This window comes from Paenibacillus sp. 1001270B_150601_E10 (genome assembly GCF_015558675.1).
Classification (GTDB): domain Bacteria; phylum Bacillota; class Bacilli; order Paenibacillales; family Paenibacillaceae; genus Paenibacillus_B.
Window position 1 is genome coordinate 188,143 of record NZ_JADMOL010000004.1, and the last position, 21,001, is coordinate 209,143.

At 48.3% G+C, this 21,001-nt stretch carries 14 protein-coding genes and 1 riboswitch; of the genes, 11 read left to right on the top strand and 3 right to left on the bottom strand.

All coding sequences use genetic code 11. The features are described from left to right. Positions 1-53 precede the first annotated feature (53 nt). From I2H74_RS12120 to sdaAA, 5 genes are all read left to right on the top strand, one after another. Positions 54-2,381, top strand: coding sequence for a helix-turn-helix domain-containing protein (locus I2H74_RS12120; RefSeq protein ID WP_195574231.1), 2,328 nt, complete (start codon positions 54-56; stop codon positions 2,379-2,381). Between the two features lie 185 nt (positions 2,382-2,566). Further along, complete coding sequence (locus I2H74_RS12125; protein ID WP_195574232.1) at positions 2,567-3,733, top strand: M20 metallopeptidase family protein; 1,167 nt, start codon at positions 2,567-2,569, stop codon at positions 3,731-3,733. A 77-nt stretch (positions 3,734-3,810) separates the two neighbouring features. Next, complete coding sequence (locus tag I2H74_RS12130; protein WP_195574233.1) at positions 3,811-5,007, top strand: MFS transporter; 1,197 nt, start codon at positions 3,811-3,813, stop codon at positions 5,005-5,007. 80 nt (positions 5,008-5,087) lie between these two features. Next, complete coding sequence (gene sdaAB / locus I2H74_RS12135) at positions 5,088-5,750, top strand: L-serine ammonia-lyase, iron-sulfur-dependent subunit beta (RefSeq protein WP_195574234.1); 663 nt, start codon at positions 5,088-5,090, stop codon at positions 5,748-5,750. Positions 5,751-5,834: 84 nt separating this feature from the next. After that, positions 5,835-6,728, top strand: a complete 894-nt coding sequence (gene sdaAA, locus I2H74_RS12140) for an L-serine ammonia-lyase, iron-sulfur-dependent, subunit alpha (RefSeq protein WP_195574235.1) — start codon at positions 5,835-5,837, stop codon at positions 6,726-6,728. Between the two features lie 136 nt (positions 6,729-6,864). Here the strand turns inward: sdaAA and I2H74_RS12145 are convergent, their stop codons facing one another. Further along, on the bottom strand, positions 6,865-7,590 hold the full coding sequence (locus I2H74_RS12145; protein ID WP_229106600.1) for an HAD family hydrolase: 726 nt from the start codon (positions 7,588-7,590) through the stop codon (positions 6,865-6,867). Between the two features lie 434 nt (positions 7,591-8,024). Between I2H74_RS12145 and I2H74_RS12150 the strand changes: the two genes are divergently transcribed. From I2H74_RS12150 to I2H74_RS12160, 3 genes are all read left to right on the top strand, one after another. After that, entirely contained in the window at positions 8,025-8,945 is a 921-nt protein-coding gene (locus tag I2H74_RS12150; RefSeq protein WP_195574237.1) for a transglutaminase domain-containing protein, read from the top strand. 413 nt (positions 8,946-9,358) lie between these two features. Next, on the top strand, positions 9,359-10,609 hold the full coding sequence (locus I2H74_RS12155; protein ID WP_195574238.1) for an alpha-L-fucosidase: 1,251 nt from the start codon (positions 9,359-9,361) through the stop codon (positions 10,607-10,609). Between the two features lie 229 nt (positions 10,610-10,838). Continuing rightward, complete coding sequence (locus I2H74_RS12160; protein WP_195574239.1) at positions 10,839-13,292, top strand: glycosyl hydrolase family 95 catalytic domain-containing protein; 2,454 nt, start codon at positions 10,839-10,841, stop codon at positions 13,290-13,292. 111 nt (positions 13,293-13,403) lie between these two features. Here the strand turns inward: I2H74_RS12160 and I2H74_RS12165 are convergent, their stop codons facing one another. Beyond that, complete coding sequence (locus tag I2H74_RS12165; protein ID WP_195574240.1) at positions 13,404-14,855, bottom strand: amino acid permease; 1,452 nt, start codon at positions 14,853-14,855, stop codon at positions 13,404-13,406. 129 nt (positions 14,856-14,984) lie between these two features. Further along, positions 14,985-15,175: riboswitch (Lysine riboswitch) on the bottom strand. A gap of 344 nt (positions 15,176-15,519) precedes the next feature. On the opposite strand from I2H74_RS12165, the gene I2H74_RS12170 reads away from it, so the two are divergent. Further along, complete coding sequence (locus tag I2H74_RS12170) at positions 15,520-17,502, top strand: methyl-accepting chemotaxis protein (protein WP_195574241.1); 1,983 nt, start codon at positions 15,520-15,522, stop codon at positions 17,500-17,502. Positions 17,503-17,607: 105 nt separating this feature from the next. On the opposite strand, the gene I2H74_RS12175 is transcribed toward I2H74_RS12170, so the two are convergent. Beyond that, positions 17,608-18,744 carry a virulence factor gene (locus I2H74_RS12175; RefSeq protein ID WP_195574242.1) on the bottom strand — a complete coding sequence of 379 codons (1,137 nt, stop codon included), beginning with the start codon at positions 18,742-18,744 and terminating at the stop codon, positions 17,608-17,610. Positions 18,745-19,244: 500 nt separating this feature from the next. Between I2H74_RS12175 and I2H74_RS12180 the strand changes: the two genes are divergently transcribed. Together I2H74_RS12180 and I2H74_RS12185 are read left to right on the top strand one after the other, a co-directional pair. After that, entirely contained in the window at positions 19,245-19,412 is a 168-nt protein-coding gene (locus I2H74_RS12180) for a hypothetical protein (protein WP_195574243.1), read from the top strand. Between the two features lie 193 nt (positions 19,413-19,605). Next, a complete protein-coding gene (locus tag I2H74_RS12185) occupies positions 19,606-20,754 on the top strand; it encodes an MBL fold metallo-hydrolase (protein WP_195574244.1) in 1,149 nt (382 codons plus the stop codon). The last annotated feature ends 247 nt before the right edge of the window (positions 20,755-21,001 follow it).

Below are 21,001 nucleotides of genomic sequence, written 5' to 3' on the forward strand. Positions count from 1 at the left end.
TGATGACCCAGACCATTCTATATAAAGTACCACGATTTAAGGAGGGAGCATTGATGAGCAGCGAATGGCCTTCGTCAATCCAGCTATCGCTTGTCCAACTGAAGACGATGTCTGAGCAGGCTTTGGATGAATTGATCGTATTGCTCATTTTAAGAGGACACGTCCATATTCAGCTCTTGGGAGAGAGCTATCAACTGAAAGCAGATGATGTCATCGTCATTCATCCTTATGAGAGCTTTGCGATGCAAAGCGACAATGAGACGCTTATGCTTAAGCTTACAATCTCCCGCTCCGGAATGGAGCACTATTTGAAGCGTTCATGGAATCCCCGGTTTGCATGCAACTCCACGATTGCTAATGAAGGAGAGCAGGATACCTATCGCATGCTTCGCGAAACGCTGACATATCTCATGCTGGCTTATTATCGTCAGCAGGACAGTCTGCCTTTTGAAATGGGAAAATACATGTTTGAGCTGCTTTCTATCCTCACGACTCATTTTCAAGAAATACAAGATGAGATGGCATTTGAAACAAACGGGATGAAGAATGAACGCATCCTAAGCATTCTTCACGTGGTTGATCAGGAGTATCGCTCACCGCTGTCACTTGAGCAGTTTGCACAGCAGGAATATGTGTCTTTATATCACTTGTCTCGTTTGTTCAAAAAGACGGTTGGCATGACCTTTACGCAATATGTGAACGAGGTTCGCTTGAAAAAGGCGGTTCCAGAACTGCTGCATACGGAGCTTCCCATTCTGAAGGTGGCTATGAATCATGGCTTTGCCAATGTAAAAACGTTCAATAAGTGCTTTAAGGAACGCTACGGCATGACCCCCAGCGAATTTCGAGGCGAGCGGTTGAAGGGAACTGCGGTACAAGAATCACCTCCCATCATGCAGGTATCCTATGAAGTCATTGATCCTTCCGCAGCCATTGATGAACTGTCGAAGTATATGGTGAAAAAGGATTTGAATGATCATACAAATGAGATACGTGAGAAGTTCGAGCTTATGGCTGATAAAGAGGAAGCTGCCGTGCTTGCAAAACCTCGGAAGATTATGAATATTGGACAAGCCTCAGAGCTTTTGGATCAGGAGGTGCGAAGTCAGCTTCAATGTGTACATCATGAGCTCGAGTTCCATTATATTCGAATGATCGGATTCGGCATTGAGCATGAACGGAAGGAAAAGAGCAGCATGCTGATGGAGCGACCGAATAACAATCGAATCTTTGATTATGTCGTGAAACACAACATGAAGCCGATTATTCAATTCAAGGCAGAAGAGGTGCTGGCTTCTCTATCGAGCAAGAATGAGGAAGACACCTTTCTGGATATCGTTCGATACATGCTGAATCGATATGGCAAACGCGAGCTTGAAACGTGGTGCTTCGAGCTCGTGCCGGGGTCCTTGAAGGGGAATGAGACGATTCCATTAGCCTACGAAAAGCTCTATGACGAGTTGAAGTCGCTTCATCCAAGACTCCAAGTCGGAATCCACATTCTATCCTCATTGGACCAGGAGGAGACAGACCGATTCAAGCGCTTTGTGGATTACGCCAAGCGTAGTCAGCGGGTACCGGACTTTGTAACGCTGACCGCTGATCCGTCAGAAGAAGAGGATGCGCGGGACGAAGACGACTTGTTCGAGTATTATCGAAAATACCAGCAGAATCTTGTTCAGCATATGAAGCAGGAATTTGAGCTGGCAGGCGTTGAACAGCCGCGCTGCTTTATTACGGAATGGAACACGCTGGTCGGGCAAGGCGATGTGCTTAGCGGTTCTTTCTTCCGTGCTGCCTTGATTATCGAGACTTTGGCTGATCTGGCGAGCGAGGTTCAGGGCATTGGCTTCTGGCTGAATATAAAGTTAAAGGAGAAGCTGACTAGCGTAAGGCAGGATAGCTGTTTGTCTGTCTTTTTATACGAGAGACTGAAGCGTCCGTTGTTCTTTGTCCTTCACATGTTCGATCGCCTTGGAAGCGAGGTGCTTCATCTGGAGGAGGGCTGTATTTATACCCGAGAGGGAGAGGAGCAGCAGCTGCTGGTTTACAATGCATGCTATATGGATCCTTTTTACTCCATCGATGATTTCTTAACGCGGGTGCGCAATAAGCGAATGGAGGTCTCCTTGTCGGGGCTGCCTGCAAGAAGCTATCAGATGAAGCAGTATCTGTTGGATAAGGATCACGGCGGAATCTATCATGAGTGGATCCGGCTTGGTGCGCCAAGAGAGCTGGATGCTGAGATGCTGACTTATTTGGAGCGTAAAATTCTCCCAGAGGTTCGGACGGAGCGCAGATTCCTGCCAGACGACTTGAACTTGCAGGCAAGTCTTACGATGAATGCATGCAAGCTCTATGTGATTCAGCCATTGCTATGATACGGACTGTAGATAAGATACAACCGCAAAAATAGCAGGTTGTTTTTTGCTTCAAATCTAAGATGTGCACGACAAGGTTATAAATCGCCCTTTATTGCAGCAAATTGCGGCAAGTCAACAGGGGCGATTTTTTTTATGATATAACTGTAAGCGTTTTCTAATATGTCCTGACGGAGGGAATTAACATGACAAACTGGAGAGAGCAAATACCGACGGAGGAAGTCATCCAATGGCGCAGACATTTTCATCAACATCCGGAGCTATCCTTTGAAGAGATAGAGACGTCCAATTATATTTACGACGTTCTAAGTACGTTTCCGAATCTTGAGTTATCGCGGCCAACCACGAACAGTGTAATTGCGAAGCTGACAGGCAGTGCACCAGGCAAGACGATTGCGCTTCGAGCAGATATCGATGCCCTTCCGATTGAGGAGGAGGCAGATGTCGATTTCAAATCGAAGAAGCCCGGTATTATGCATGCTTGTGGACATGATACTCACGCTGCGATGCTGCTAGGCGCTGCCAAAGTGCTTTCAGGCATGAAGGATCAACTATCAGGCGTCATCAAGTTTATCTTCCAGCCTGCTGAAGAGGTGCCGCCAGGCGGCGCGAAAGCTATTGTGGACGCAGGCGTGCTCGACGACGTGGACTACGTGTTTGGCATTCATATCTTCCCTAAGCTGCCGGCAGGAATGATCGGCACCAATGTTGGCGCGATGACTGCAGCCCAAGATATCTTTGAGCTTAAGATTCAAGGCAAGGGCTCTCATGGCTCTACACCAGAGCTGTCCATTGACCCGATTACAATCGGCGCAGAAATCGTAACCAATCTGAACAACATCGTTTCAAGACATGTATCTGCACTGGACAATGCGGTGCTTTCGATCGGTCAGTTCACAGCTGGAGAAGTATTCAACGTGATTCCAGATACCGCAACCCTCAAGGGAACAGTTCGCACAACGAATGCCGAAACACGCAAGTTGATGAAGAAGCGCATTCACGAAGTCATTGATCATATCGTAAAGGCTTATAACGGAACCTACGAGCTTCATTATCTAGATGGATACAGCGCAGTCGTGAACCATGAGGTAGCGACCGACATTGTCCGCCAAGCAGCAGATAAGATCGTAGGCGAGCAGCAATTTACTTGTCCAAAAATGATGGGCAGCGAGGACTTCGCAGCCTACACCGATGTCACAAAAGGTTCCTTCTTTGTTTTAGGCGGCGGTACAGAAGAGGAAGGCTGTGGCTACATGAACCACCATCCCAAGTTCAAGATCAATGAGGACGCGCTCGCTGTTGGCATGCAAATGCATGTTCAGATCGCGCTAGATGTACTTGGCAAGAAATAGTCCTACTCACTATGGAGCAGTCAATGGAAGGTTAGATCCTCCTTTTGTTGACGCTCCCTCATAACAGGAGGTCAGCAATGGATAAGCCTAAAAACAAAAATCCTTATCTGTTAATCTTTGCTCTAATGGCCGGTTATTCCATGATTTATATGGATAAGAACATGGTATCTACGGCAATTATTCCGCTAGCAGATGAATTTAGCCTTACGAATTCGCAAACGGGACTTATTATGAGTTTATTCTTCCTTGGTTACTCGATTATGCAGATTCCAAGCGGATGGCTTGCGGATAAGTTCGGAGCCAAGAAGGTGCTGATGACATCGCTTGCGCTTGTTTCTATCTTCTCCTTCTTCTTCGGAATGGGAGCCAGCTTAATCGCCTTTGTAGCCATTCGATTCTTTGCTGGTGTTGGACATGCGGGTTATCCGCCAAGCTGCTCGAAGACGATTGCAGATCATTTTCCAAAAGAAAAAAGAACGTTCGTGCAGTCTCTTATTCTTTCAACGTCCGGCATTGGCGGAATCCTGGCATTCACTCTTGGAGCTCAGCTAATCGCAAACGATTGGAAGCTTGGTTACTATGTGCTTGGCGTATTGTTTGCCGTAGCGATGGTATGTGTATTCCTGTTCGTTCCTAAGGATTATAAAACACCGGCTCAGCTTAACCATGACGCACCGAAGATCAAGTTTTCTGAAATTGCAACGAATCGTGACGTGCTTATTTTGTTTGTGGCGATGCTGCTGCTTAACTTCCTGTTATACGGCAACATTTCATGGCTTCCAACGTATTTGAAGAGCCAGTTCGGAATTGGAATTAGTCAAGTTGGTACGATCCTTGCCATCAATGCTGTTTGTACGACTGTGGCGACCATGATCGTGGGTGGACTATTGTCAAAATGGTTCCTTGGCAAAGAGAAAGCATTTGTCATCTCAACCGCGATCATTGTATCGCTCTTGCTAGTCGGCTTTATCTTCTCCACCCATCTGATCGCATCTTCGATTCTGTTGATTCTGATCAGCATGGTATCGGTCGGAACCTTCACGGCTATCTTTACGTGGCCGCATAAATTGTTCGATCAATCCATTATTGGGTCCTCGATCGGCATAATCAATACGGGCGGTACCATCGGCGGCTTCCTTGCTCCAATGATCTTGGGTGCTTTGATTGACAAGAGCGGCGGCTCCTTCGGTTCAGCCTTTGCCTTTATGGCGATTGCCGTATTGTTGTGCGGACTCACAACGCTGCTGCTTCGTACACGCAAGCCAGCGGCATAACGTTAACTAAACATGTTTCAAAATCATTCAGGATATGAAGTGAGCGCATTGCTCCTGATGATGGATAAAGGAGTTCAGACATGAAATACCGCAGTGTATATGACATTATTGGACCTATTATGGTAGGCCCTTCAAGCTCACACACAGCTGGAGCGGCGTCCATCGGTCGACTTGCAAGAAGCATCTTTGGAAGACAGCCCTCTCACGTTGAACTTATGCTATATGGTTCCTTTGCGGAGACGTATAAGGGGCATGCGACAGATGTGGCCTTGATTGCAGGTTTGCTTGGGTATGAGACGGATGACCCACGTCTGCCGGAATCGCCACGATATGCGGAAGAAGCAGGTGTAGAGGTGGTGATCACGACCATGGAGGCCGTTCCAGATCACCCCAATACGGCACGCATCCGAATGAGAGATGAGCAGGAGAAGATGGAGGTTGTCGGCATCTCGATTGGTGGCGGCAAAGTGGAAATCACAGAGCTCAATGGATTTGAGCTTCAGCTTTCTGGTCATCATCCTGCGATTCTCATCGTCAATCATGACCGCTACGGCGTGGTTGCCAATGTGACAAGCATCTTGAGCAAGGAGCAGGTCAACATTGCGAACATGAAGGTATCAAGACGAGAAAAGGGTGAGCTTGCCCTTATGGTCATCGAGATCGACGAGCGTCTTGACGGCCGCATCCTGGAGGAGATTCGAGCGTTGTCAGGCGTCAATCGCGTCTTGTCTATGGAGGACTAAAAATAAGAAAGAATAGCAGCCGTTCCTGTGTAAAGATGTCAGCATAAGGGAGCGGTTGCATGCATGAAGAAAGAGGGCATGACAATGTTTCGTAATGTAGCAGAACTAGTTGCGTTGGCTGAGGAGCAGAATGGCTCGATTGCGGAGATCATGGTTAAGCAAGAAACGAAGGTGTCAGGCAGAACAAGAGAACAGGTTCGTGACCAGATGGGCCGCAATCTGGACGTGATGGAGCAGGCGGTAGAGCGAGGCTTAAGCGGCGTTAAGTCGCATTCCGGATTGACGGGCGGAGATGCGGTCAAGCTTCACGCCTATATCTCATCAGGTCAGGGCTTAAGCGGATTTACGATCTTGGATGCAGTCAGCAAGGCAGTTGCCACCAATGAAGTAAACGCAGCAATGGGCTTAATCTGTGCAACACCTACAGCGGGTTCTGCTGGTGTTGTGCCCGGAACGCTCTTTGCTTTGCGCGATAAGCTGAATCCTACAAGAGAGCAAATGATTGACTTTTTGTTCACCTCAGGTGCATTCGGCATGGTTGTGGCTAACAATGCGTCCATCAGCGGCGCAGCAGGCGGCTGCCAGGCTGAGGTAGGCTCTGCGGCAGGCATGGCAGCCGCTTCTATCGTGCAGCTTGCAGGCGGCTCACCAGCTCAAGCTGCACATGGCATGGCCATTGCACTGAAGAACCTGCTCGGGCTTGTTTGCGATCCCGTAGCAGGACTTGTTGAGGTCCCCTGCGTAAAGCGCAATGCCATGGGAGCAGCGGTGGCGATGGTCGCGGCCGATATGGCCTTGGCTGGCGTCACAAGCAAGATCCCTTGCGACGAGGTGATCGAAGCCATGTTCAAGATCGGGCTATCGATGCCATCCGCACTTCGTGAGACGGCGCTTGGCGGGCTCGCGGATACGCCAACCGGCAGAAGATTGAAGCAGGAAATATTCGGGGCTGCTCAAAAGGATAAGAAAGAGCAGTAAGGATGTGCTTTTCTCTTGAGGAAGCAAACTTACCCTAACAAAAGCGATAACGATAGATCAAAACAAAACGACACATGCCCAAGCTGTATGAGCAGCAGGACAGGTGTCGTTTTGCTGAAGAGGGGTTCTTTACATCTTATGAAAACAAGATTCGAGAGATGTCTTCATAGGAATGAGCTTCATGATGCGGCTCATGTTGGCTTTCTCTTGCTGCGAAGCGATGATTGAACCAGATCATGCGCCAACCTGCACCTAATGCGCCGATTACATCATTGCGCCACGAATCCCCTATATAGACAGCCTGCTCAAGATCCACCCCGGTCTCCTGCAAGGCATGCTGGAAGATGCGAGGATCGGGCTTGTCCCAGCCAACCCTTCCTGTGATATAGATGTGCTCTTTGGGGACAAGCTTGTCAAGGGCAAGCGCCCCAAGCTTCTTCACTTGGTGCGCTTCGGCCCCGTTCGTAATAATGCCAACGGCATAGCCATCTTGCTGCAGTCTGAGGATCGTCTCGCGAGCGCCATCGAACAACGCAATATCATATTGGCGATCGACATAATCCTGCTGCAGCCGCGCGGCTTCTTCCATGGACACTTGAATGCCGAATTCCTGCAGCATCAGCACAAAGCGCTGTACTCTCATCTCACGCTGGCCTTCCACGTTATGTGCCGCAAAGGCATTCTCCTGCATAGCAGCGAGGTGATCGCTGTAGTAGCGGAAGCGTTGGTAAGCCTTACGATGGTCAAATGCATCAGGAAGCCGAAGCTGGCTCGTTAACGTGTCCTTCAAAGGGGTTAAATGATCATACAACGTATCGTCCAGGTCAAAAAAGACACCTGCACAAGCTGTTCTCTCCGTCATATCCATGCCTCTTTTCTATCTTAGAACGGTGTTTGCATGTATCAGTAAATGCAATAATTTCGTATGTTTCTTTCTTTACGTTACCCTAAGCATGCGTTTTCAAGCAACCACCAAGTTCATGCAGGAATGCTGCGCATCAGTCCACAAGGGGGAAGACCATGCACGGTTTTATGAGGATTCAAAATTTTCTTTAGTCATTTCCTGTGGGCATTCGCCACAAATCCTGTCCAAGACCAGCATCATGCAGATTGCTAGGCTGGGGGACTTTGGATAACCGAATCACGCCCTGACACTCCATGTCGAGTGTGCGCGAATGGGCGGTTTTTGCGAATGTGAAGCTGCCCCCATAACTAGACAGTCTTCTTCGAATCGTTGTGATACGATTACGATCACCACATAAGCGGGTACTTGTCCTTAACGGGAGGTGATCAAGGATGAAGGATAGCAACCAACCGGAAACCTATATGCTGCAAAGACCACAATATCGTTCACCACTGTCAAGACGATCGACCAAGAAGGTGCAGAAGAAACGCGTTCAAGGACTCATGGTACGCTGGGTGCTTGCAGTAACCATATGCAGTGTAGCCATGACTCAGGCGGTGCACTGGTCGACAGTAGAAGCGGAGTCCTCCAAGAGAATGTTTCAAAGCGAGAGCCGCATGAGACAATATGTAACGGAGCAGCTGGCTCAGCGTGAAAGCATGTTTACCTTTGAATACGAAGGTGATACTAATACGCTAACAAAGCTGCTTAGCGCAGTCATGGACCAATCCTTGCGTTCAGATCCATTTATTCGATATAACGTAAGCCGCTATTCCTTTCATTGGAAGGGGACAGAGACGGCGGCGCTTATTACTGTGTACGTCAACTATCGGGAGACGCTTGAGCAAAGCCGGTTCGTAAGAAGTGAAGCCAAACGTATCGTGAAGAGAATCATCCATGATCAGCAAAGCGACTATGAGAAGATTAAAACGCTGCATGACTATGTTGTGAAGAATGTTGCTTATGATGAGAGCATGAAGCATTTAACCGCCTATGAGGCGCTGACGGTGAAGCAGACCGTATGTCAAGGCTATGCGCTGCTCCTGCAGGCCTTGCTTGAGGAAGCAGGGATTCCTTCAATGATTGTGGAGGGAGAAGCGGGCGGAACGCTGCATGCTTGGAATATGGTACAGCTTGGTGGAAAGTGGTATCATGTGGACGCCACATGGGATGATCCCGTTCCGGATAAAAAGAATCAAGTCCGATATACGTACTTCCTCCTGTCCGATAAGGAAATAGCGGAAGACCATACGTGGGATTCCTTGAAGACGCCGATTGCAGACCACCTATATTTGAGTACACACGGAGGATAAGCAAAACGAAATCCCCTATACATGCTCAAGTCTTGAGGATGGAGGGGATTTATTGTTTTATGGAACATGTCGGCTTCGCGAAATCTCCTTCTTTTGTGAAAATAGGTGTTGTACTTTCGATGCGCTTCAAGTACGATGAGGGTAATTGCAAGTTGATCTTTCAACGCCATTTGTAAGCGCTACCTTATTGGGCGTGATGAGAGCTGAGGAATTGTTTGGAGCAGTAGGATGAGAGGCCTTACGAGAACAGACCAGAAGCACTACATCTGATGGTGCTGAGACCAGTCTGCTAATCATGTTCGAACATGAAGTCTCCTTTGCTGCTATCTGCTATTTCGAAAGTTCAGTCATCCTAAAAAGGTTAGCGATAACATTGCGAAAGATCCAAACATCTTCTAAAAGGAGTGTTGGCCATGACAACATCCACTAAGTCCATTAAACCAACAGCAAGGCAGCTTGAATATCAAGACCTGGAATTCGGTTTATTTCTTCATTTCGGCTTGCGCACGTATTATGAAGGCTACCGCGACTTTGATGATCGCTCCATGAATCCTGCAACCTTCAATCCAACGGGCTTGGATTGTGAGCAATGGATCAGAACGGCGAAGGAAGCAGGAATGACCTATGCAGTGCTGACAGCGAAGCACCATGACGGCTTCTCGAACTGGCCAACGAAGTACTCTAACTTCTCCGTATCTTCCGCTGAATGGAAGAATGGTGAGGGAGATGTTGTTCGTGAATTTACGGATGCATGTCGGAAGTATGGGCTGAAGGCGGGACTATATTATTCTCCGTTTGATGGCTCTGCTGATTTTTACAATCAAGATGAAAAAGCCTATGATGATTACTTCGTCAATCAAATTCATGAGCTGCTTGGCAATTACGGCGATATTGATATTTTGTGGTTTGACGGATGCGGATCAGAAGGCCATGAATACGACTGGCCTCGAATCATTCGTGAGATTCGCAAGCTTCAGCCCAATATCCTCATTTTCAATATGGGAGATCCGAATTTCCGCTGGGTAGGCAATGAGGATGGTCTGGCTCCGATCCCATGCTGGAATGTCGTTGACTCTACTGATTTTTCCATTTTGACAGATGAAAAGGATCAGCTTGGCGAGCATATGTGGCTGCCTGCTGAATGCGATGTTCAGCTTCGCTCGAATTGGTTTTATAGTGAGAGTGACCAGTCGATTAAAAGCGTAGATCAGCTTATGGGACTGTATTATTTATCCGTAGGACGCGGTGCCAATCTGCTGCTTAATATCGGTCCAGATCGGGAAGGCCTGCTGCCTAAAGAGGATGCCGACCGTCTATTAGAATTCGGAGAAGAGATCAGACGCCGCTTCGAGCAGCCGCTTGATGTAGTAGAATCCTGCGAGATTCAGGATGAACGCTATGTGTACAGTATGCCGTCCGCCAAACTTATTGATCATATTATTCTGGAGGAAGATCTGACAGAGGGCGAAGCGGTGAGACACTTCTCGATCACCATCGTAACGGAGAAATCCCATCAGCGTGTGCGTCTCTATGAAGGACGCAACATTGGGCATAAAGCCATTATTCGTCTACCTGCTGTGAAGGTAAGAGGCATTGAGATAGACTTCTTAGAGACAGACGGCGAGCCGAAGCTCAAGCGGATGTCGCTTATTTATGCCGGCTAAAAGTGGCGGCGAGCTAGGCTGAAAGAATTGGCTGTTCGTGATTTTGAATGGCAGCGTGCTGCTGAGTGAGGCTGAATTTTATTTTTGCAACAAGGATTGAAGCAGCAGATATCAGCTATTCTTTCATGTCCTAATTGAACACCATGATTCACATTCATCTACGTTTACCTTATCATGATCTGCTGCGCAGTTGGTCGCATGTAAGTTGATTACGAGAGGATGTTGAACCTTGGAACATAGGCTCTGGTATACAAAGCCGGCGGGGAATTGGGTGCAAGCCCTCCCTGTCGGCAATGGTCGATTCGGCGGGATGATCTTTGGAGGGATCCAAGAGGAACGTCTCCAATTAAACGAGGATTCTCTTTGGTATGGAGGGCCGAAGAAACGAGAGAGCCCAGATTCCATCGCTTCTCTGGAAATCATTCGACAGCTATTGTTTGAGGGCAAGCCTGCGGAGGCAGAACGGCTTGCTCTGTTATCGATGACTTCCTTGCCTCAGCATTTCAATACGTACCAGCCGCTTGGAGATGTCATTCTCCGATGCCATGGCATGAACAGTGAACCACATGGTTATATGCGCGAGCTTGACCTTTCTACAGGCGTCCATTCTACTGTATTCCAGCTTCACGATACGGTGTATCGCAGAGAATGCTTCGCAAGCGCCCCGGATCAAGCTGTTGTCCTCCGCTTGACAGCATCTTCACCAGGATCGTTAAGCTTGGATGCCTCTTGGAGCAGGCGTCCATTTGAAGATCAGATTGAAGCCATCGGCCAAGATATCTTGATCATGAGTGGACAATGCGGAGCTGATGGAGTACACTATGCAGCTGTCTTGAAGGCAGTCGTAGAAGGTGGACACGTTCGTACAGCGAGCAGCTTCCTATCTATTGACGGTGCAGATGCAGTTACTTTTATTGTGACAGCGGTGACGAGCTTCCGAGAAAGCGATCCTAAGACAGCTTGCCTAGGGCTCGCTGCAAATGCTGCTAGCAAAGCTTACGAGGGCCTTCTTCAAGCGCATGTCGCTGAGCACCATGAGCGGTATCAAAGAGTCAGCCTGGAGCTGTCTTCGAAGCTTAAGTATGCGGATACAGGTTCTGCTGCAAAGCTTGCAGTTTCGCTGCCTACGGATGAACGTCTTGCGAGACTCCGTGAGGGGGAGGAAGATATAGAGCTCCTTGCGCTATTCTTCCAGTATGGACGCTATCTGTTGATGGCAAGCTCAAGGCCCGGCTCTTTGCCTGCGAATTTGCAGGGCATATGGAATGACAGCTATACGCCTCCTTGGCAGTCGGATTATCATCTGAACATTAATCTGCAAATGAATTACTGGCCAGCCGAACTGTGCAATCTTGCGGACTGCCATGAGCCTTTGTTCGATTACATGGAACGATTGGTGGAGAATGGACGCAGAACGGCAGCTAGCATGTATGGCGCACGCGGATTCGTAGCCCACCATGCGTCCGATCTATGGGCGGATACGGCGGTTCAAGGTCTTTATACCTCAGCCGTATTCTGGCCAACGGGCGGCGCATGGCTTGCGCTTCATGCCTGGGAGCATTATCGATTTGGGCAGGATCAGTCTTTCTTAAAAGAGCGGGGCTACCCGATTATGAAGGAAGCTGCGCTGTTCTTCTTGGATTTCCTTGTGGAGGATGGAGAAGGAAGATTGGTCACGGTTCCGTCCTTGTCGCCTGAAAATAAGTATCGGCTGCCAAATGGCAACATCGGCGTGCTCGCCATCGGTCCATCGATGGATTCGCAGATTCTCCATGAGCTGTTCAGCGGCTGCATACAAGCCTGCGAAGCTCTGCAGGTGGATGAAGCATTCAAGGAGCAGGTGATGGAGGCAAGAGATCGTCTTCCTAAGCCTCAGATTGGCCAATATGGACAGATCATGGAGTGGGCAGTTGATTATGAGGAGCCGGAACCTGGGCATCGTCATATCTCCCATCTCTTTGCCTTGCACCCCGGCTCTCAGATTACGAAGCGCCATACGCCGGAGCTTGCTGAGGCTGCGCGTAGAACCTTGGAGCGCAGACTTAGCCATGGCGGCGGCCACACGGGATGGAGCCGCGCTTGGATCATCAATTTCTGGGCAAGATTAGAGGAAGGCAATCTTGCCTATGAGAATGTGCTTGCACTGCTGGAAAAGGCGGTTCATCCGAATCTGTTCGGCGATCATCCTCCGTTCCAGATTGATGCGAACTTCGGCGGAACAGCCGCCATTGCAGAAATGCTGCTTCAATCCCATGCTGGTGAACTGCATCTGCTGCCTGCATTGCCTGAGGCGTGGTCTGCAGGTAAGGTCAAAGGGCTTCGTGCACGTGGAGGCTTCGAGGTGGAGATGGCTTGGGAGAACGGTCAATTGGCTTCAGCTGTGATTGCTTCTTGCTCGGGTCAGCCCTTGGTGATTCGTTGTTCAACACCTCTGCAATGCTTGAAGCATTCTGATGATGGAGAATCAGCCACGAAGAGCGTGCTTGCGAGTATGATCGAATCAGGAGACTCGCTTAATACTGATTCTTCCTCACGAAGCACACACAGAGAGGACGATCAAGATAAGGATACCGCCAGCAAAAGGGCAGCATATGTCCTTTCAGTGGAAGCGGAAGCAGGCTGCACATACACGCTAAGCCCGGTTCCGCTTGCGGCTAGCATACAATCGAGCCATAGATCATGAGGTGGTCTGGCATAGGTTAGCCAATCATCCATCATGAGTTCGCATTTATGAAAAATAAAAAAGGCCGCTGTCTTGGAATGCCAAGCACAGCGGCCTTTTCTCATTTATCTATTAATCAAACTTGCATTCATCAAGCGGAATAATCTTCGTGCGATGTTTGATCTTATAACCCAGCCATACGGCGATAAATATCGGAACGCCCAAGTATGGCATCAGGAAGTTCGCAAGCTGCGGAGTCTCTGCATTCAGCTCTGGCAGCCATTGGCCAAGGACGACGATCAGACAGAGTATAAAGGCAAAGATCGGTCCGAATGGGAACCAGCGAGCTCGATAAGGCAGCTCTTCAATCTTATGTCCTTGCTTCACATAGGCTTTGCGGAAGCGATAATGGCTGATCGCGATGCCGAGCCAAGCAATGAAGCCGCACATGCCGGATGCATTCAGGAGCCAGAAGTACACAACGCCATCTCCGAAGAAGGAAGCCAAGAAGGCGAGCATGCCGATTGCGCTAGTCAAAATCAGCGCGTTAACCGGAACACCTCTCTTGCTGAGCTTACCTAGGAAGCGAGGTGCTTTGCCTTCATTCGCCAGCACCCACAAGATACGCGTGGAGGCGTACATGCCGGAGTTCCCCGCGGACAGCACGGAGCTAAGAATAACGGCATTCATCACAGAAGCGGCAAACGCAATTCCTGCTTTTTCAAAGACAAGGGTAAATGGACTTACACTAATATCCGTAACGTCTCCCTTTAAAAGGTTTGGATCTGTATAAGGGATGAGCATGGCGATAACAAAGATAGCAAAGATATAGAACAACAGAATGCGCCAGAAGATCTGGCGAATAGCCTTCGGTACGCTCTCGCGCGGATTGTCGCTTTCACCTGCGGCGACCCCGATCAATTCCGTGCCTTGGAATGAATAACCCGCTGCCATGAACACACCCAGCAAAGCAAAGAAGCCGCTATGGAATGGCGCGTCGCCAATCGTGAAGTTGTCAAACCCGATAAAGCCCGTATGACTGCTGCTTCCAAGGATGCCGAAGATCATCAGAACTCCGATCACCAAGAAGATGATTACAGTTGTGATCTTAATTAAAGCAAACCAATATTCCGATTCCCCGTAGCCTTTAACGGAGAGGTAATTCAGAAAGAAAATAATGCCTAGGAACAACACACTCCATAGGAAGGAGTTGCTATCTGGGAACCAGTACTTAATGATTAACGTTGCTGCTACAAGCTCGGAAGCAATGGTAATGGCCCAGTTGAACCAGAAGTTCCACCCAAGGGCAAAGCCTAGGGCCGGGTCTACAAATCGAGTGGCGTAGGTACTAAATGATCCCGATTCTGGCATATAGGTTGCCAGTTCGCCGAGGCTTGTCATTAAGAAATAAACCATTATGCCAACAGCAGCGTATGCGAGCAGCGCCCCGCCAGGACCTGCCTGTGCGATCACACCTCCACTGGCTAGAAAGAGACCTGTTCCGATGGATCCGCCTAGGGCGATCATCGTCAAGTGTCTCGTTTTGAGATTGCGCTGAAGCTGACCTTGATTCTCTTGACTCATGATGTCCAGTTCACTCCTTAGTTGTATGAATCTAGTATGAGCTGGAAAGGGAAAGGTTAACAACAAAAAAACCGTACATGCAATAATCTGCGTGAACGGTTCTCTATGCCGTCCCCATCATACCCTTCCAAAAAAGATAGCGCATCATGCAGAAGACGGGTAATCCCTGCATGACAGTGCTGCGCCTTTCGACAACAGCCCCAACCCGTCTGCCGGAAGTGGCATAAGCGGACTTCGGCGGTCGTTCCTTTCATGCTGATTCGATGGCTCTTCCTGCCTCCTCAGCCTTACTTATAACGATCGCGACCTCTACCTCACCATGGAAATATGAATGAGGATTTATTTGCACTATGTAGATGCCAAAGCATCATTGTCTTATTACCTCCCCTAGTATATAGAAGAGCCAAAGAGGGTGCAATATTCATTTTTTGACAACCATAATTGTCCCAGCACGCCTAATCTTTGTGCAACAGGCTTAAGCGTCAGCGCAGATAAGCCTGTTGCACAAAGAAAAATAGGGTGTAAGACCTGATGGTTCATATTACCACAATGTATAAGCGTATATCTTATTCACTCCAATAGGGTTCCTGCCGATAATTGAACAGTTGATATCATACCAAAGACCTATTTTTGTTAAAGATATGGAGATGAAAGGGGCAGATTCATGAAGTTTATGCGCAAGAGCAGAAAGTTGCGTGAATCCTTGAATGCGAAAATGGTGGCCATCATGATGGTGCTGATCATGCTTCCATCCTGGGGCATCATTTATGTTTTCACTGATATTGCGGCTAATCAGACGAAGCATTTGCTTACGGAAAGAACGGAAGTTATGACAGAGTCATTGAATTTCCTTCTTGATGAGACTCATGGTGAGGTCGCTTATATGCTAACAAGCCTTAGCAATAGCATCGATACATTGTCGAAAGAGAATCGAGATCAATTGACGGAGCGATTAAAGCAAACGAAGTCTGATGTAGAGGCCGTCATGGCAGTATTTGCAGTTATTGACGGGAAGACCTATTATAGCGATGACTTGGAAGAAGAGGTGGATGGCACCGGTAGAGCGTGGTACAGGGCTGCCTTGCAGGATGCGGAGAACATCGCTGTATCTCAGCCATATGAGGATCTCATAACCAACCATACGGTCATTACGTTCTCGATGAAGCTTCCTAAGCACGAGGGAGTCGTAGGGATCGACCTGGCGATGGACAAAGTGATTGCAAGCGTAAGCAAGCATCGTTTTGGTGAAGGAGGCTTTGTAAGCCTGATAGACAATGACCAAAAGGTCGTCTCTCATCCTTATTTGGAGACTGGAACTTTGCTTGAGGAGAGCAAGTATGGGCATATGAAAGAAAGTCAGCAAGGAACCTTTTATATCCATGACAATCAATCAGATTTGTTCGTGTCCTACAATAAGCAGAATGCTTTGAATCTCAGTGTGATGGCAGTGATTCCGGAAAATGAGATCACAGGTATTTCAACATACATGCAAAAGCTAGGCCTTCTTTTTGTGGGTATTCTGATTGCTTGTATCTGTTTATGCGCTTGGGTATTCTCAAGACATGTCATTACCCCTATTATGCGTGTTCAGAGGCTAAGTTCCAAAATTGCGGAAGGAGATTTAACGAATAAACTTCCTGTAGAAGCAAAGCGCAACGATGAGGTGGCCAAGATGGTCGGACATATGAATGGCATGGTGGATCAAATGTCAGGCATGCTTCGAAAGCTTCAGGAGTCATCCGCAAGCCTTGCTGCTTCCTCCCAGCAGTTGTCAGCCAATTCGGAGGAGAATGTGGCGTCTATTCAGCAAATGGCGGATTCCATTGGAGAGGTAAATGAACAGACCCAAGCAACCAGCGCTCATATGAACAAGGTTCATGAGATGGCAGAAGCAACGGACCAAGGTCTTCAAGCAGTCGTCAACTTCGTGCAACGCTCGAACAAGAACGCACATCGGATGCATCGCTTTGCCATAGAAGGCGAGGAATCATTAATCAACGTCACGGAGCAGATGGATCAGATCAGATCGCATACGGAAGAAGCCGTGCAGGAAACAGCTCGATTGAACCAGGAGATGAGTCGCGTTCAGAATATGACGGTCTTTATTCAGCAGTTGGCGAAGCAAACACATTTGCTTGCGTTAAATGCGGGGATTGAAGCGGCGCATGCGGGAGAGCACGGCAAGGGATTTGCCGTTGTGGCCGAAGAGGTGCGGAAGCTGGCAGAGGAGACTCAACTTGCAGCAAGCGAGATTACCGGTATTGTAGAGCATATCTATGACTGCTCCTCCTCGGTATCCCAGGCTATGACCAAGAGCAGCAAGTCCGTCAGCAACGGACAGAAGCTTACGGCTGCAACTTCGGAGCGGATTCATGCCATATTCGATGCCATTCAGGGCATGAATCAGCAGCTTGATCAGCTTCAAGCCAATAGTGAGCAGCTGCTTCGCTCGAATCATCATATGGTAGAGGCTTTTCGAGCTTCTATGGATGAGTCCAGCAGGATAACGGAAGAGATGGTGACGCTAGCAGCTATCAGCGAACAGCAAAATGCCTCCATGCAGGAGATCGCCGCCTCCGCGCAGCAACTCGCTTTGATCGCGGAGCATCTGCAGGAAATGACTACTACATACAAGCTTCATGACTAAGTGACTGGATGAAATAAAAAACAGACAGTGCTGAAAAGAAACTTTTCGCACTGTCTGTTTTACATTGAACAGAGAGCGATATCGCTGTACTTTAATTAGGCTCTGTTATTCCCCAGATTGGCGAGAACGTGCCATTTGCTGCCATACGGTGCCCGCGGCCTCTTCGCCAGATTGAATGCGTTCAAGCGCCATGCGGGCTTGGAGCGCAACTTCGAACTCGGTGTCCTGAAGGGCTTTTTCAAGGGCAGGAATCGCAGGCTCATCTCCAACCTCATAAATGAATCTTGCGGCTCTCCAGCGAACAAGCTTGTTCGAATCTGACAAGGCTTCGATCATCGGCTCAAGCGCAGCGGCATTGCCGATATCCGATAACGTATCTCCAGCGGTACGGCGTACGCTTACGGAAGAGTCCTTCAACGCCTCGATCAAGAGTGGCAGCACCTCATCCGTGCCGACTGCACCTAGATCAACGACCACTTGTCTTCTGACTTGGCTTTGTGAGTCGTGCAATAGCTTCTGATACAGCGGAATACGAACTGGCTCTGGCGCAATCTGCTCAAGCGCTGCATAGCGCTTATGCCAATCGGCATCCTGCAGCATCGTTTGGAGTGTATCCTCATCCCACACGATACGTTCTTCAACGAAAGGCTGATCGGCGCTCTTCGCTGCGATAGCTTGCTCAACGAGCGATCTAAGCCGCTGATCATCATAAGTGGCCTCAAGCTCAGCTTCTACCTCGCGGGCGATATCCTTAAGATCACCGTAACGAATGCCATAATCACTTAGCTTGCGCTCTTTGATTAAGGTAGCGCTAGCAACCTCATGTACAGCCTTCGTAAAGCGCTCGGAAAGGCTGATGCGCTCTTCGCTCCCATCAGCTTGTACCCGAATCTGCATCGGAATGCCTCTGAAGTACTGCACATACACCCTTGCTTCACCGAAGCTGTACGTCGGAATATCCTCATTTTGAGAAGAGGCATCCTTCGTCCAGCCAAAGGCTTCTTGAACCTTCGATAAGATCGTTGCCCAGTCCGCGTTAGGCTTGCGGTCTAAGGCGATAAAGTCAGCCGTATGGAAAATGCTTTTGACTCCATCAATGTCCAAGAGCTGCTGGATCAGCACCGGCGCATTCGATCTATGCTCACGAGTATAAGTCCGTCGTACTCCATCAGGAAGCGTTGTATCCAGATGAAGCTTCATGGAGTTGGGACTTGGTGTTGGTTCAATGCGTAATAATTGCAAAGTGTTTCCCCCCTAATCATGCAGCTATCAGTAATTCCCATTTTAACTTAATCGTAAAAAGGACTCAATGAATGGAGCGTTGTCCCATACTTGGAAAAGCACCGCTTAAGCTCCTCTTGATGAGATATCTCCTCTCATTACCCTTATCATAACGCTTGAATCAGGAAAGGGCTATGGTGACAAGCTATACTATCCTTTCAGCACGAAGCGAGCACATGATCATTTACATAAAGCTTCATGAAGAATAAGTAAGGCGCTTTCTTCATGTTTAGTTTGCAGCATTCTGCCGTATAAAGGTAGTAGGGAAGGAGATCACTTTGGTTCTTTTCAGATCAACGGGTATAAGCATGATCACGGCGTCAGAAACAAAAAGTGCCCAGTGGCAAGTCAAGCTGAATCTCGATATACTGAGGGTACGTTTGTAATTTTTTGATCCTTTGCTAAGCTATGATTAGCTTCATTAAAGATAAACATATGGAAGAGCTTCAGGTTGTTGAACGGTGAAGCTTGCAATTGTATCTTATAAAAGAGGAATCTGTAGTAAAGCCATGATTCTAACACAAGCAGCGGCTGTTCGTGAGCAGATGTTAACCATAGAGAAAACGAGGAAAGGCACTCTGTTTGCAGCGGAAAGCTTACTTTACGAAATCTTCAATAATGAAATGTGAATGAGATTTCGCTTCTACATCGAGAATTCTGTACATTCTGCACATTTATATAGGAAAGCTAGGCCTGTTCTACAAAAAGCAATCCAGCACCGTGCAGCGCCTGGAATGCTTATGATCCATAATTCAACCTACAGAGTTGTTCATTCTGTCATTTGGTCCGTGACATGCATAAGAGAAGAGGTGCCGCAATACTATGCTACGTGAAACGTTCCGCAATTTGGATGATGTCTCTACGATTAAGCCGTGGCAGCAATTTCGGCGCTGGCGTAAAGAGCGTCATATTCGATTAAAGCAAAAGGATTATACCTTTGTCGTGCCGCGCGTGGAGCCCGATCTTGAACGATTGTCCACAAATCGAACGGATACGACATATACATGGGTAGGCCACTCTACTTTTTTACTGCAAATGAGTGGATTGAATATCGTTACGGACCCCGTATGGGCCACATCGATGGCGATGGTGAAGCGTTTATCTGATCCGGGCCTTGCTATAAAGGACGTGCCTACAGCGGATTTGATTCTGATCTCGCATTCCCACTATGACCATCTGCATCTGAAATCGCTCCGCATGCTGTATAAGTCGAATACCCTGCTGGTCGTTCCGACTGGCTTGAAAAATAAAATGAAGCGCTTAGGCTTCAAGCAGACGATTGAAATGAAATGGTGGGAGACAAAGCAAATCGGAGATCTTTACTTGACGTTCGTTCCTGCCCAGCATTGGACACGGCGTACGTTAACCGACACGAACCGCTCGCACTGGGGCGGATATGTGCTTGAGAATGAGAAGGCTTATCAAGCTAGACTTGAACGTGAACGACAAGGCGAAAGCAGTAAAGCATCGGGAAACGCCTTAACTGTCGAAAAGTCGGCGAAGCCCGGATTGAAGGTGAACATTCGATCTCTCGCGGATGCGGTTGCGCAGGATAAGAAGGGTGAGGCCGGAGGAGGCGCAGCTCTAAAGCAGCATTCTGCTAGAAAGCCTGGAGCAGAGACGCTGTACTTTGCAGGGGATAGCGGTTATTTCCGTGGCTTCCAATTGATCGGCGAGCGCTTTGATATCGATATTGCGTTTATGCCGATCGGCGCTTACGAGCCGGAATGGTTTATGAGCGCCCAGCATGTTAATCCTGAGCAGGCGCTTCAGGCCTTCATTGATTGCGGGGCGCGCTTTATGATTCCGATGCACTACGGTGCGTTTAAGCTTGCCGATGATACCCCGAAGGAAGCGATGGATCGGCTGATTGCGGAGCAGCAGCGAAGAGAGATTCCTAGCGAGCGCATTCGCTTTGTGATGCTAGGCGAGACGATCGATATGGCAAGCATGCCGAAAGTGGAAATATAAATGTTGCGGCGGAAAGCTTACTTTACGTGGAGTGTTCGTTCCTTAAGCAGAAACTAAAGGACGTTTAGATTCATTCTAGCTGCTGCAAGCAAAGCGAATGCGAGTAAACGACTTTCGACTTTCGTTACATTTACTTCATAATGCTTCTAAAGAAGCCTCCAACACCACGCTGAAAGTGGGATGGAGGCTTTTCGTTTGTTGTATTATCTCTAGCTACTATCGAAAAGATGAAACAATGGCATAGAGA

What these genes read in the sequence shown, in the direction of transcription:
- I2H74_RS12120 (WP_195574231.1), top strand. Translation starts at nt 54, where the DNA reads ATGAGCAGCGAATGGCCTTCGTCAATCCAGCTATCGCTTGTCCAACTG.
- I2H74_RS12125 (WP_195574232.1), top strand. Translation starts at nt 2,567, where the DNA reads ATGACAAACTGGAGAGAGCAAATACCGACGGAGGAAGTCATCCAATGG.
- I2H74_RS12130 (WP_195574233.1), top strand. Translation starts at nt 3,811, where the DNA reads ATGGATAAGCCTAAAAACAAAAATCCTTATCTGTTAATCTTTGCTCTA.
- sdaAB (WP_195574234.1), top strand. Translation starts at nt 5,088, where the DNA reads ATGAAATACCGCAGTGTATATGACATTATTGGACCTATTATGGTAGGC.
- sdaAA (WP_195574235.1), top strand. Translation starts at nt 5,835, where the DNA reads ATGTTTCGTAATGTAGCAGAACTAGTTGCGTTGGCTGAGGAGCAGAAT.
- I2H74_RS12145 (WP_229106600.1), bottom strand. Translation starts at nt 7,590, where the DNA reads ATGACGGAGAGAACAGCTTGTGCAGGTGTCTTTTTTGACCTGGACGAT.
- I2H74_RS12150 (WP_195574237.1), top strand. Translation starts at nt 8,025, where the DNA reads ATGAAGGATAGCAACCAACCGGAAACCTATATGCTGCAAAGACCACAA.
- I2H74_RS12155 (WP_195574238.1), top strand. Translation starts at nt 9,359, where the DNA reads ATGACAACATCCACTAAGTCCATTAAACCAACAGCAAGGCAGCTTGAA.
- I2H74_RS12165 (WP_195574240.1), bottom strand. Translation starts at nt 14,855, where the DNA reads ATGAGTCAAGAGAATCAAGGTCAGCTTCAGCGCAATCTCAAAACGAGA.
- I2H74_RS12170 (WP_195574241.1), top strand. Translation starts at nt 15,520, where the DNA reads ATGAAGTTTATGCGCAAGAGCAGAAAGTTGCGTGAATCCTTGAATGCG.
- I2H74_RS12185 (WP_195574244.1), top strand. Translation starts at nt 19,606, where the DNA reads ATGCTACGTGAAACGTTCCGCAATTTGGATGATGTCTCTACGATTAAG.